The following is a 13,115-nucleotide window of genomic DNA, read 5'->3' as shown; positions in this document are numbered from 1 at the left end:
CGAAGCCGACGACTGGCGTGTGACGCCGGCTGAGAGGCCGAACGCCGCAGCCGCCAAGCGGCTGCCAGCAAGCACAGAACGCCGCGCCCGCCGGAGGCGGGCGCCAGCTACGCAGAGTTGCGGTGGACGAGGTGGGTGTCGAGGAGGACGTGGGTGGGCTGGTCCTCGCCGCGGATGCGGCTGAGCAGCAGGCGCACCATGTGCCGGCCCATGTCCTCGACGGGCTGGTAGACCGTGGTCAGCGGCGGGTCGGTCTGCCGGGCGACGGGCGAGTCCTCGAAGCCGATGACGGCGACGTCCTCGGGGATGCGGCGGCCGTTGTCGCGCAGGGCACGCACCGCGCCGGCGGCCATCAGGTCGGAGGCGACGAAGACGGCGTCGAGGTCGGGGCGGCGGGCCAGCAGGCGGCGCATCGCGTCGACGCCGCTGTACTCGCTGAAGTCGCCGAACTCGATGAGCGGCTCGACGGCGGCGTTCTGCACGGCGGCGCGGTAGCCGACGAGCCGGTCGACGCCGACGCCCAGGTCCTGGGGGCCGGCGATGGTGGCGACGCGCTTGCGGCCGGAGGCCAGCAGGTATTCGACGGCGGCGCGGGCCCCGTTGACGTTGTCCATGTCGACGTACGAGATCTGCGGGTCGACGTTGACGGGGCGCCCGCCGAGCACGGTCGGCAGGCCGCGCTGGCGCAGCAGCTGCGGCAGCGGGTCGGACTCGTGCAGCATGACCAGCAGCACCCCGTCGACGTGCTGGCTGGTCAGGTGGTTCTCGATGCGCTGGCGCTCGCCCTGGGTCTGCGCCATGGCCAGCCACAGTTGCAGGGACGTGTCGGCCAGGGCGGAGCTGATGCCGCGCACGATGCCGGCGAAGAACGGCTCGGTGAAGACGCGTTCCTGCGACTCGGACACGACCAGCGCGACGGAATCGGTGCGCTGGGTGACCAGCGCGCGGGCGGCGCGGTTGGGCACGTAGCCCAGCTCCTTGATCGCCTCCTGGACGGCCGACCGGGCCTCCGGGCTGACCTGGGGCGAGCCGTTGACGACACGCGACACGGTGCCCCGGCCCACGCCGGCGAGCGCGGCCACCTCATCCAGTGTGGGCCGCCCCGCAGACCTGGTGCGCTGCGTCGTCATCGATGCTCCTCGTTCTGGGCAGGTCCGGGGCCGGCCGGTGGCCGGCCCCGGGTTGCTGTGCCGTCAGGCGGCGAGCCCGCCGCGCCGGATCACGTCCGCGTACCAGTGTGCACTGGTCTTGGGCGTGCGTACCTGGGTGTCATAGTCGACATGGACGATGCCGAACCGCCGCGAGTAGCCCCAGGCCCACTCGAAGTTGTCCAGCAGCGACCACGCGAAGTATCCCCGCAAAGGCACCCCGGACGCCATCGCCTCATGGCACGCCTTCAGGTGGGCGTCCAGGTAGGCGACGCGCTCCGGGTCCGGCACCGAGCCGTCGGGGGCGACCTTGTCGTCGTACGCCGCGCCGTTCTCGGTGATGTACATCGGGATCGGGCCGTAGTTCTCGTGCGTGCGCTGCAGCAGGTCGACGAGCCCGGCGGGGTCGACCTCCCAGCCCATCTCGGTCACCGGGAGCTCCCGGGTCAGGAAACGGACCTGGCCGCTGCCCGGCCACGCCGACGGCGCCCGCCAGTGCGACTGCGGCGCGCCGTCGTCGGACGGCCCGGCCACGACCTGCCGGGTGTAGTAGTTGACGCCCAGCATGTCCAGCGGCTGGTTGATGATCGCCAGGTCGCCGTCCTGCACGAAGGACCAGTCGGTCAGCTCGGCCGTGTCGGCGAGCAGATCGGCCGGGTACTCGCCGCGGAACACCGGGTCCAGGAAGATCCGGTTGCCGACGCCGTCGATGCGGCGCACCGCGTCGAGGTCCTCGGGGGCGTCCGTGGCGGCCTTGAGCGAGTGCAGGTTGAGCGTGATGCCCATCTGCCGGTCCGGCACCGCGGCCCGGATCGCCTGGACGGCGAGACCGTGGCCGAGGTTCAGGTGGTGCGCGGCGGCCAGCGCCTTCGCGCCGTCGGTCACGCCGGGCGCGTGCACGCCCGAGCCGTAGCCGAGGAACGCGCTGCACCAGGGCTCGTTGTGCGTGGTCCAGTACTTGACCCGGTCACCGAGCGCGTCGTGGACGAGGCCCGCGTACTCGGCGAACCGGTAGGCGGTGTCCCGCTCCGGCCAGCCGCCGGCGTCCTCGAGCTCCTGCGGCAGGTCCCAGTGGTAGAGCGTCAGCCAGGGCTCGATGCCCTTGCTGAGCAGGTCGTCCACCAGGCCGCGGTAGAAGTCGAGGCCCTTCTGGTTGGCCGGCCCGCGGCCGCCGGGCTGCACCCGGGGCCACGCGACGGAGAAGCGGTAGGACTGGAGCCCTAGCTCGGCCATGAGGGCGACGTCGTCTGCCCTGCGGTGGTAGTGGTCGCAGGCGACGTCGCCGGAGTCCGCGTTGAGCACCTTGCCGGGGGTGCGGCTGAAGGTGTCCCAGATGGACGGAGTGCGCCCGTCCTCGAACGCGCCGCCCTCGATCTGGTAGGAGGCAGTGGCCGCGCCCCAGAGGAAGTCCTGGGGGAACGACACGGTCGGCGTGGCGAGCTGAGGGTCTTGCTGAGTGGTCACGCTTTTACTGCACCTTCCATGATGCCGCCGATGATCTGACGACCGAAGATAATGAAGATCACGAGCAACGGCACGACACTGAGCAGCGTACCCGCGAACACCTGGGAGTAGTCGTTGTAGTAACCCTGCGAAAGGCGCTGCAGGGACAGCTGAACGGTCGGGTTCGTGGGGTCGCCCAGCGCGATCTGCGGCCAGAGGAACGAGTTCCACTGCTCCATGAAGGTGAACAGGCCCAGCACCGCGATGGCGGGACGCAGCCCCGGCAGCACCACGTTCCAGTAGGTGCGGAACGTGCTGCAGCCGTCCATGCGGGCGGCCTCGATCAGCTCGTCCGGCACGGCCTGGCTGGCGTATTGGCGCATCATGAACACGCCGAAACCGCTGACCAGGAACGGCAGGATGATCGAGGGCAGCTTGTTGTGCAGGTCCCACTCGTACATCATCTGGTAGAGCGGCACGATGCCCAGCTGCGTCGGCACCATCATGGTGATGAGGATGCCGAGCATGAGACCGTTGCGGCCCTTGAACCGCAGCTTGGCGAAGGCGAAGCCGGCCAGCGACGAGAAGAACACCACGAACACGGTGATGACCGTCGCGACGATCGCGGAGTTCACCAGACCGGTCATGAACGCGGCGCTCTCGTTGCCGAGCAGCCGGTCGATGTTGCCGCCGATCTCGCCACCGGGCGTCACCGGCGGCGGGGTCTGCCCGATCGCGTCGTTGGTGCGCGTCGCGATGACGAACATGTAGTACAGCGGGAAGATCGACAGCGCTACCGCGGCCAGCAGGGTGACATAGGTGAGCGGGCTCGCCTGCCACAACCGCTCGGCGGCTCCGCCACCCTTGCGGCGACGGCGGGTCGGGGCCGGGGCGGCCGCACGGGGCCGCACTGCGGTGGCGGTCATCGTGCGACCTTCCTCTGCTTGGCCTTCCCGTCCGCGGAGCGCAGGCTCCGGGTGAACAGGAAGTTGATGACGCTGAATATCAGGATCATGATGAAGAGCAGCCAGGCGACCGTGGCGGCCCGGCCCAGCTCGAACTTCATGTAGAACTGCTCCATCAGGAACATGGTCACCGTCTGCGACTGGCGGTCGGAGCCGCCCAGCAGCGGGTTGCCGCCGCCGGTGAACAGCAGCGGCTCGCCGTAGAGCTGCAGGCCGCCGATGGTCGAGATGATGGTCACGAAGATGATGGTGGGCCGCAGCATGGGCACCGTCATCGTCCAGAACTGCCGCCAGGCCGACGCGCCGTCGATCGACGCCGACTCGTAGATGTCGCGCGGGATCGACTGCATCGCGGCCAGGAAGATCAGGGCGTTGTAGCCGGTCCAGCGCCAGTCCACCATCGAGGAGATGGCCACCCACGACGACCAGCTGTGCGCCGTCCAGTCGATCGGTTCGACGCCGAAGAAGCCGAGGAACCAGTTGATCAGACCGAAGTCGCGGTTGTAGAGCTGGGTGAAGACGATGGCGACCGCGGCGACCGAGGTGATGTTCGGGATCAGCACGCCCATGCGCAGCAGCGTGCGGCCGCGCAGGCGCTTGTTGAGCGCGTTCGCCAGGATCAGCGCGAGGATCAGCTGCGGGATGGTGGACATCAGGAACATCGCGAGCGTGTTGACGACCGAGTTCCAGAAGTCCTCGTCACCGAGGAACATGGCGAAGTTGTCGAAGCCGACGAACTTCGCGGTCTCGATGGTGGAGCCGAGATCCCAGTCGTACAGCGACATCCGCAGCGTGTAGATCAGCGGCCAGAGGCCGAAGATGCCGAAGACCACGAAGAACGGCGCGATGTACAGGTACGGGGAGTATTTGATGTCGAGCCGCCCGAGCACTCCCTTGCTCCGCTGCGGTTCCATGGGCAGCTGCGAGCCGCCCCTGCGCTGCCCCGGCGCGACCTCAGGTCGCGTGGAGGATTGCACTGCCATGACCACTCCTGTGCGTTGCCGGCCGACCGTGTGACTGCCATGGCCGGGGTGCGCGGTCGGGTTCGACCGCGCACCCCGGCTTCATCGGGCGTTACTTACTGGGCGGCCTTCTTGCCGTCGGTGACGGCGGCGGTCCAGGCGTCGGCGGACGACTTCGTGCCCTGCTCCACCGTGCGGAGCGCGTTCTCGACCGCGGTGCGCACCGGGGCGTTCTTCGCGCCCAGGTAGACCGGCTTGAGGTCCAGCGCGCCCTTGGCGAAGATGTCGCCGGTCGGGGCGTTGCTGAAGTACTCGTTGACGGCGGCCTTGACGGCCGCGTCACCCAGCGCCTGCGGCGACGAGGGCAGGTTGCCCTTCGACTTGAAGGCGGCGGTCTGGCCGGCCGGGTTGGTCAGGAACTTGACCAGCTCAGCAGCCTCCTTGGCGTGCTTGGACTGCTTCGGCACGGCCAGGAACGAGCCGCCCCAGTTGCCGCCGCCGCCGGGCGCGGCAGCGATGTCCCACTTGCCCTTGCCGTCGGCGCCGTTCTGCTCGGTGATGTAACCGGTCATCCACGCCGGGCAGGCGATGGTGGCGAACTGGGCCTGCTTGAAGCCGTTGTTCCACTCCTGGGTCCAGGCCTGCAGCTTGGCCGACAGGCCCGCGTCCAGGATCTTGACCGCGAGGTCGTAGGAGTCCTTGACAGCCGGGTTGGTGTCGATCGTCATCGCACCCGACTTGTCGAAGTAGGTGTAGCCCGCGCCCTGACCGGCCTTCTGCATCAGGATCGTGTTGTACGTGTTGGTCACCGCGTCGATGAAGCCCGCGTCCTTGACCTTGCTCTTGAAGGTCTGACCGGTCTTGATGTAGTCGTCCCAGGTCGGCCACAGGGCCGAGACGGCCGCGCGGTCGGTCGGCAGGCCGGCCTTCTTGAACAGGTCGGTGCGGTAGCACATGGCCATCGAGCCGACGTCGGTGCCGAGGCCGAGGATCTTGCCGTCGGCGGTGGTGCCCTGCTGGAACTTCCACGGGATGAAGTTGCCCGCGAGGTCCTTGGCGCCGAACTCACCCAGGTCGGTGAACAGGTTGGCCTTGTCCAGGTAGGAGATGATAACGCCCTCTTCGAGAGCGACGATGTCACCCGCGCCGGCGCCCGCGGCGAGCCGCTGGGTCAGCTGCTGGTTGTGCGCGTCCAGCTGCGAGCCGGTGCCCCGCTCAACGATCTTGATGTTGGGGTGCTCCGCCATGTACTGCTTGTAAAGCTCTTCGTAACCGAAGTTGCCGAAGACATCCACATTCAGGGTGATCTGCTCGGTGGTGCCGTTGCCCGGCTCCTCCGACGAGCAGGCCGCTGCGCCGAGCGTTACGGCGGCAGCGAGTGCGATCGCCGCGAAGGAACGGCGCCGCATGTTCGTGCTCATCCTGACCCCTCTCAGGTCGTCGATGTGCGGTGGGGGTGAAACGTAGGGATCGAACTCCCTGTGGCGTGGACCACATGGTCGGGAGCGCTCCCATGAGATTGCCGTGAGGTTACGTGGGTGTCAAGGGCGCTGATGGGAGCGTTCCCATTCTGTTACCTACGTCACTGCATGATCGAGAGAGCCTGGCCAGGAACTACGGCAGGGTTGTTGGCCGTTCGACCGTTACTAATTCGTTCGTATGGTCAGGTTCGGCCGACTGATCGTCGGATACTCTCCGAGCATGGCCGGGCTGAAGACGACGAGCGCCTCCGCGATCGAGCGCGGGCAGATCAAGTTGCCCGAGCGCGAGATCGACCCGGTCCGCCAGATCACCCGGCGCGTCCTGTACGGCCTCGGCATCCTGGCCGCCGTCGTGTGCGTGGTGATGGCCGACAGCACCGGCTACAAGGACAGCTCCGACGGGGACATGAGCTGGCTGGACGCGCTCTACTACGCCACCGTGACGCTGTCGACCACCGGCTACGGCGACATCGTGCCGGTCAGCCCGACCGCGCGCCTGGTCAACGTCCTGGTCATCACGCCGCTGCGGATCGCCTTCCTGGCCATCCTGGTCGGCACCGCGTTCCAGGTGCTCACCAAGAACTACCGCGACCAAGTGCGGCGCGACCGCTGGAGGAAGACCTTGCGAGGGCACACCGTCGTCATCGGATACGGCACCAAGGGCGCCAACGCCATCCGGCAGCTGCAGGCCTCCGGAACCGCCGCGGACCAGGTCGTGGTCGTCGACAACCGGCAGGAGTACGTCGACGAGGCCAACCGCGACGGGTACGCCGCCGTGCTCGGCGACGCCACCCGGGCGATCGTGCTGCGCCAGGCCTCGGTGCACACCGCGGCCCGCGTCATCGTGGCCACCAACCGCGACGACACCGCGGTGCTGGCCACCCTCACCGTCCGCCAGCTCAACCCGAAGTGCCTGGTCGCGGTCGCCATCCGGGAGGCCGAGAACGAGCCGCTGCTGCTGCGCTCCGGGGCCGACGCGGTGATCACCTCGTCCGCGGCGGCCGGCCGGCTGCTCGGCGTCGCCGCGAAGTCGCCGCTGGTCAGCGAGGTCTTCTCGGACCTGCTGGTGCACGGCGACGGCCTCGAACTCGTCGAACGCCCCGTCCGGCCGGAGGAGATCGGCCGGACCACGCGCGACTGCCCCGAGCCGGTCGTCGCGGTGCTGCGCGGCGGCAAGGCGCTGGCCTGGCAGGAGGTCACCGCGCTGGAGTCCGGCGACTGCCTGGTCGTCGTCGCCTGCAAGCCCCGCAACCGCCGCGGCGAGGTCACCTCGGTCATCGGCACGCCCTGACCGGAGCCCGTCCGGCCGATACAGTGGTCACATGATCTGCCAGGCGTGCCGGGAGCGCCGGCACCGCGAGTGCCGGGGCCGGACCTGGTGCGACTGCCAGCACCGGCCGCCGCAGCCGACTCCCCCGGCCACCGGGGCGGCCGGCGAGTGATCGCCGCACACCTGGCCGCGCTCGACGACGACGAACTGGCCCGGCTCTACCCCCGTGCCGACGCCCCCTGCCTGCGGGTCAACTTCGTGTCCAGCCTGGACGGCGCGGTAGCCGTCGACGGGCTGTCCGCCGGGCTGTCCGGCGCGGACGACAAGCGGGCCTTCCGGCTGCTGCGCATGCTCTGCGACGGGCTGCTCGTCGGCGCGGGCACGCTGCGCGACGAGCGCTACCGCCCGCTCAGCCTGGACCCCGCCCGCCGGGCCTGGCGCGGCGAGCACGGGCTGCCCGCGTACCCCCGGCTGGTCGTGGTCTCGGCCACCCTGCGCCTGGACCCGGCCGCCCCCGCCCTGGCCGACGCCCCCGTGCGCCCCCTGATCCTCACCGGCCCGGCCGCCGACCCCGCCGCCCGGCGGGCCCTCACCCCGGTCGCCGACGTCGCCGACATCCCCGACCTCGCCACCGGCCTCCACCTGCTCCACGCCCAGGGCCTGTCCCAGCTCCTCTGCGAGGGCGGCCCTCACCTGCTCGGCTCCCTCACCGCAGAGGACCTGGTCGACGAGCTATGCCTGACGCTGTCCCCGCTGCTGGCAGGGCCCGGCTCCGGCCGCATCACCGCCGGCCCGCCCCACCCGCCGCGCCCTATGGCCCCCGCCCACGTCCTCACCACCGACGAGGGCTTCCTCCTCACCCGCCACACGAGCAGGCGCAGCCCCGCACCTTAAGAAGGAAGGGCACCTTCCCATCGCCATAGGTAGAGGAAGGGCACCTTATTTACACCCCACCCGCCCTGACCTGCGCGGAGAAGCCCGGTCGGGTAGGTTCGCGGGACCTGCGAGCAGCTCCGGGGCGCAGGCAACCCCTCCGGTCGGCCGAGTGGTAGTACCGGCGACCGACACCCTGGAGGACCGGTGACGCACAGCGACACCTTCGCGGAGTTCGTGGCCACCCGCTCGCCACGGCTGCTCCGCACCGCCTACCTGCTGACCCACGACTGGGGGCAGGCCGAGGACCTGCTGCAGACCAGCCTGGTCAAGGCATGGGGCGCGTGGCGGCGCATCGACGCCGACCCCGAGCCGTACGTGCGCCGCATCCTCGTCAACACGTACGCCACCTGGTGGCGACGCCGCTGGCGGGGTGAGCAGCCCACCGCGGAACTGCCCGAACCGGTGGGCAGCGAACCGCACCTGCACGTCGACGCCCGCGACGAGGTGTGGCGGGCGCTGGGCAGGCTGCCCCGCCGCCAGCGGGCCGTGCTGGTGCTGCGCTACTTCGAGGACCTCAGCGAGGCGCAGATCGCCGAGGTGATGGGGGTGTCCGTCGGCACCGTGAAGAGCCAGGCCGCCAAGGCGCTGGCCCGGCTGCGTATGGACGAGTCGCTCACGATCGAGGGGGCCTTCGCATGATCGACCTGAAGGAGCTGCTGGACGAGCGCTCGACCCCGCCCACCGACCTGGCTCAGCACCTGCGGATGCACGAGGTGCGGGGCCGGATCGCCGTACGCCGGCGGCGCCGGATCACGGCCGCGGGCGTCTTCGCCGCCGTCGTCGCACTGATCGTCACCGGGTACGGCACGCTGCCCGCGCTGCGCGGCGCGCCCGACCCCGCCGTCACTCCGAGTCCGGCACCCCGTCTGATCGAGGGCTTTCCCGAGTACGCCAGCGGCACGCGCGTCGTCGCCGCCGGGACCTCCGAGCCCGGAACCACCTCGCTCACCGTGACCTGGACCCCCACCACCCTCGACTTCCGGGTCTTCTACCGATGCACGGTCAGCGACGAGAACACCGCCTTGGAGATGACGATCGCCCTCAACGGCCGGCCGACCTCCGGCGGCAGTTGCCGAGATGGCGGCAGCAGCTTCAGCTGGCCGCGCGCCGAGAAGATGTCGGCCGACTACGGGCTGCGCGTGGGCTCGCCGAGTTCCCTGACGATGACGGCGACGAACTCGGTCCGCTGGCCGGCTGACGGCAAGGAGCATGACAACGGTCCGGTCCCGGCGGACGCGACGATGAGCCTGGCCGTCGGTGACGACGTGCCGTTCGCCGACTATCCGCTGCCGCCTCGGCCGACCGTTCTGCGCACGCTCGACCCTCGCCAGGCGTTCTACAACGGTGAGGTGGAAGCCGCTTTCGAAGACAGGCTTCTGGTGCACAGCGATCCGGCCGACCCCCTGCGGCCGATGAGCGTGACCGTCATCTGGCGGGATCACTATGACCTGCTCATGGAGGCGCAGACTCCCGGAACGTTGGCGATCTCCCTCAACGGCGTGGAGGTGGACTCGCCGACCTGGTGGGACTACAACGTCTCGACCATCAACCGCAGCTGGGAGACCAGCAGTTATGAGCCGTATTACGACGACGTGCCCGGCTTCATCCGGCCTACCCAGGGATCCGTCGTCACCGTCACGATCATGCCACGCAACATCACCGGGGCCTGGTTCGTGCAGATCACGCCCGGCGTGAAACGAAAGACCCGGTGACGACCGGACGACGGCTCGTGATCACCGTCCGGTGTCGCAAGGAGGGGTCAACCCCTGTCCCTCGGCACCGGACAGCGGTCACCAGGAGGTGTGGCGTGTCGTGGTGGCGACACGGGGAGCGGCACCGGTCACTGCGAGGGGCTCGGAACGGTGGCTTTGTCGTTGGTGACCGCTAGGGTTCGTCGGGTGAGCGAGGAGCAGCCGGGAACGCCGGTCGGGCGGGTGCTGGGCACCGAGGACGCGAGTCCGCTGACCTTCTGGGTCGCGGTCGCCGAGGGGTCATACCTGCAGCTGGACGACGTGGTGGTGACCCAGCGGCCGCTGCCCGACATCGGCATGGTCACCATCGCCGGGGTGGTGACCAGCGTGCGGGCCCGCCACGAGGGCGCGAGCTTCGACTCCGACGTGTTCGCCATCGCCGAGGGCATGCTTCCCGCGCAGGTGCAGGAGGCGGCCGAGGTCACGGTCACCCGGGTCGAGCCCGAGGTGTACGTGCCGCCGCTGCCCGGCGCGGTCGCGTTCCGGGCCCAGGGCGAGTCCCGCGACAGCGCGCTGTCGTTCGACCGCATGCACCGCCGCCTGCCCATCGGCACCGGCCGTGACGGCGCTCCGGTCTACCTCAACGCCGACTTCCTCGACGGCAGCCGGGGCGCACACGTGTCCATCTCGGGCATCTCGGGCGTGGCGACGAAGACCAGCTTCGCGACCTTCCTGCTCTACTCCGTGTTCCGCTCGGGTGTCTTCGGCGGCGACGCGGTCAACACCAAGGCGCTCATCTTCAACGTCAAGGGCGAGGACCTGCTGTTCCTCGACCACCAGAACACCCGCCTGGACGAGCGCACCCGCGCGCAGTATCACAAGCTCGGCCTGGAGGCCGCGCCGTTCCCGCAGGTGAGCGTGTTCGCCCCGGCGCGGGCCGGGGACCCGACGGGCAGCCCCGACGTGGCCAGCCGACTCACCGGCGTGGACCCGTTCTACTGGACGCTGGCACAGTTCTGCGCCGACCGGCTGCTGCCGTACGTGTTCGCCGACGCCGACGACGAGCGGCAGCAGTACACGATGGTGGTGCACTCGGTCACCGCGCACCTGGCCAAGCACGCGGTGCCCAGCGACGGCGGCATCACCCTCGACGGCTTCCGGATCAACAGCTACGAGCAGTTCGTCGACCACCTGGTCGAGCAGCTCAACGACGAGGACACCCGGGGCCAGTGGGCGGGCAGCTCCATCGGCGTGGCCACGGTCAACGCGTTCGCCCGGCGGCTGATCAACAGCAAGCGCGACCTGGGCCGGCTGATCCGCGGCGACCTGCCCGAGCGCCGCGCGCACAGCATCTCCACCGCCGAGAGTTCCCAGGTCACCGTGGTCGACCTGCACAACCTGCCGGACCGGGCGCAGCGCTTCGTGGTCGGCGTCACGCTGAAGACCGAGTTCGAGCGCAAGGAGAAGGCGGGCACGGCCAAGCCGCTGCTGTTCGTGGTGCTCGACGAGCTGAACAAGTACGCGCCCCGCGACGGCTCCAGCCCGATCAAGGACGTGCTGCTCGACATCGCCGAGCGCGGCCGCTCGCTGGGCGTGGTGCTGATCGGCGCGCAGCAGACCGCCTCGGAGGTGGAGCGGCGCATCGTGGCGAACTCGGCGATCCGCGTCGTCGGCCGCCTGGACCCGGCCGAGGCCGGCCGCCCGGAGTACGGCTTCCTGCCGCCCGCGCAGCGCCAGCGGGTGCTGCTGGCCAAGCCGGGCACCATGTTCGTCGGCCAGCCGGAGATCCCGGTGCCGCTGGCGGTGGAGTTCCCGTTCCCGGCCTGGGCGACCCGGCCCGGCGAGGCCGGACCCGCGCCGCGGGCGACGCTGGCCAGCATGGTCAGCGCCACCGACCCGTTCGCGGTGGTCGGCTCGGGCGCGCGCAACGGTATGGCCGACGACGAGATCCCCTTCTGAGGCGAGGACTGACGATGCGGATTCTGCACACCTCCGACTGGCACGTCGGCAAGGTGCTCAAGGGCCGCTCCCGCACCGGGGAGCAGATCGCGGCGCTGCACGCGGTGGTCCAGATCGCGAAAGCCGAGCAGCCCGACCTCGTCATCGTCGCCGGCGACCTGTTCGACGTGGCCGCGCCGTCACCGGAGGCCACGAAGATCGTGACCCGGGCGCTGAGCGCGCTGCGCGCCACCGGGGCCGAGGTCGTCGCGATCGCCGGCAACCACGACAACGGGGCGGCGCTGGACGCGCTGCGCTCCTGGGCCGACGCGGCGGGCATCAGCCTGCGCGGCCGGATCAGCGAGAACCCGGCCGACCACATCGTGTCCGGCACGACGAAGAGCGGCGAGGCGTGGCGCTGCGTCGCGCTGCCGTTCCTGTCCCAGCGGTACGCGGTGCGCGCGCTGGAGATGTTCGACCTGACCGAGGCCGAGGCGCAGGCGACGTACGCCGATCACCTGGCGCGGCTGATGTCGCGGCTGGCCGAGCAGGCGTTCGGCGAACCGAACACCGTCAACCTGCTCACGGCGCACCTGACCGTCGTCGGCGGGACCATGGGCGGCGGCGAGCGCGACGCGCACTGCATCCTCGGCTACGCCGTTCCCTCGTCGGTGTTCCCGAGCAACGCGCATTATGTGGCGCTGGGCCACCTGCACCGGGCGCAGCTGCTGCCGGGCGCCTGCCCGGTCCGGTACAGCGGCTCCCCCATCGCGGTGGACTTCGGCGAGCAGGAGAACCGTCCCAGCGTGACCATGGTCGAGGTGACCGCGCAGACGTCGGCGCAGGCCCGCACCGTGGAGCTGCCCAGTGTCACGCCGCTGCGCACCCTGCGCGGCACGCTGGAGGAGCTGGCCGCGCAGGCCGAGACGCAGGCCGAGGACGACGCCTGGCTGCGGGTGTACGTCGCCGAGCCGCCCCGGGCCGGGCTGCGCGAGCAGGTGCAGGAGCTGTACCCGCGGGCGCTGGAGATCCGGGTGGACCCGTCGATGCTGCCCGACGCGGCGACCCGCTCCGCCCGGCCGCAGCGCTCGGGCCGCAGCGCCCCGGAGCTGTTCTCGGACTACCTGACCCATCGCGGCCACGAGGACACCGCCACCAAGAACCTGTTCGACCGCCTCTACACGGAGGTCGCCGGATGAGCGATCCACTGGCCGACGCCACCGGACGTGGCAGGGCCGACGGGCGGGCCGCCGCCTGCGCGCCGGGTTCGCGCTGCGGTGT

General features: G+C 70.3%; 11 protein-coding genes. 6 read left to right on the top strand and 5 right to left on the bottom strand.

Annotated elements, in window-relative coordinates:
* Positions 1 to 107: 107 nt before the first annotated feature.
* From ACFQO7_RS27965 to ACFQO7_RS27945, 5 genes are all read right to left on the bottom strand, one after another.
* Positions 108 to 1,130, bottom strand: coding sequence for a LacI family DNA-binding transcriptional regulator (locus ACFQO7_RS27965; RefSeq protein ID WP_120318735.1), 1,023 nt, complete (start codon positions 1,128 to 1,130; stop codon positions 108 to 110).
* A 63-nt stretch (positions 1,131 to 1,193) separates the two neighbouring features.
* Positions 1,194 to 2,612, bottom strand: coding sequence for a GH1 family beta-glucosidase (locus ACFQO7_RS27960; protein ID WP_376809165.1), 1,419 nt, complete (start codon positions 2,610 to 2,612; stop codon positions 1,194 to 1,196).
* A complete protein-coding gene (locus tag ACFQO7_RS27955; protein WP_376809164.1) occupies positions 2,609 to 3,517 on the bottom strand; it encodes a carbohydrate ABC transporter permease in 909 nt (302 codons plus the stop codon). The genes ACFQO7_RS27960 and ACFQO7_RS27955 overlap by 4 nt, the downstream gene beginning before the upstream one ends.
* On the bottom strand, positions 3,514 to 4,539 hold the full coding sequence (locus ACFQO7_RS27950; protein WP_376809163.1) for a carbohydrate ABC transporter permease: 1,026 nt from the start codon (positions 4,537 to 4,539) through the stop codon (positions 3,514 to 3,516). The genes ACFQO7_RS27955 and ACFQO7_RS27950 overlap by 4 nt, the downstream gene beginning before the upstream one ends.
* A gap of 95 nt (positions 4,540 to 4,634) precedes the next feature.
* Entirely contained in the window at positions 4,635 to 5,939 is a 1,305-nt protein-coding gene (locus tag ACFQO7_RS27945) for an ABC transporter substrate-binding protein (RefSeq protein ID WP_376809162.1), read from the bottom strand.
* Positions 5,940 to 6,219: 280 nt separating this feature from the next.
* Here ACFQO7_RS27945 and ACFQO7_RS27940 point away from each other — a divergent pair, with 280 nt between their 5' ends.
* The 6 genes from ACFQO7_RS27940 (at position 6,220) to ACFQO7_RS27915 (ending at position 13,033) form a co-directional block, all read left to right on the top strand.
* Positions 6,220 to 7,290, top strand: coding sequence for a potassium channel family protein (locus ACFQO7_RS27940; RefSeq protein WP_376809161.1), 1,071 nt, complete (start codon positions 6,220 to 6,222; stop codon positions 7,288 to 7,290).
* Between the two features lie 147 nt (positions 7,291 to 7,437).
* Positions 7,438 to 8,163, top strand: coding sequence for a dihydrofolate reductase family protein (locus ACFQO7_RS27935; RefSeq protein WP_376809160.1), 726 nt, complete (start codon positions 7,438 to 7,440; stop codon positions 8,161 to 8,163).
* A gap of 186 nt (positions 8,164 to 8,349) precedes the next feature.
* A complete protein-coding gene (locus ACFQO7_RS27930) occupies positions 8,350 to 8,844 on the top strand; it encodes a SigE family RNA polymerase sigma factor (protein WP_376809159.1) in 495 nt (164 codons plus the stop codon).
* Positions 8,841 to 9,917, top strand: a complete 1,077-nt coding sequence (locus ACFQO7_RS27925) for a hypothetical protein (RefSeq protein WP_376809158.1) — start codon at positions 8,841 to 8,843, stop codon at positions 9,915 to 9,917. Before ACFQO7_RS27930 ends, ACFQO7_RS27925 begins: the two co-directional genes overlap by 4 nt.
* Before the next feature lie 186 nt (positions 9,918 to 10,103).
* A complete protein-coding gene (locus ACFQO7_RS27920; RefSeq protein ID WP_376809157.1) occupies positions 10,104 to 11,855 on the top strand; it encodes an ATP-binding protein in 1,752 nt (583 codons plus the stop codon).
* A gap of 14 nt (positions 11,856 to 11,869) precedes the next feature.
* Complete coding sequence (locus ACFQO7_RS27915; protein WP_376809156.1) at positions 11,870 to 13,033, top strand: exonuclease SbcCD subunit D; 1,164 nt, start codon at positions 11,870 to 11,872, stop codon at positions 13,031 to 13,033.
* Positions 13,034 to 13,115 lie beyond the last annotated feature (82 nt).

This window comes from Catellatospora aurea (assembly GCF_042663325.1).
Lineage (GTDB): Bacteria > Actinomycetota > Actinomycetes > Mycobacteriales > Micromonosporaceae > Catellatospora > Catellatospora aurea.
Note: the sequence above shows the minus strand (reverse complement) of the source record. Positions and strands in the feature narration are given on the sequence as shown.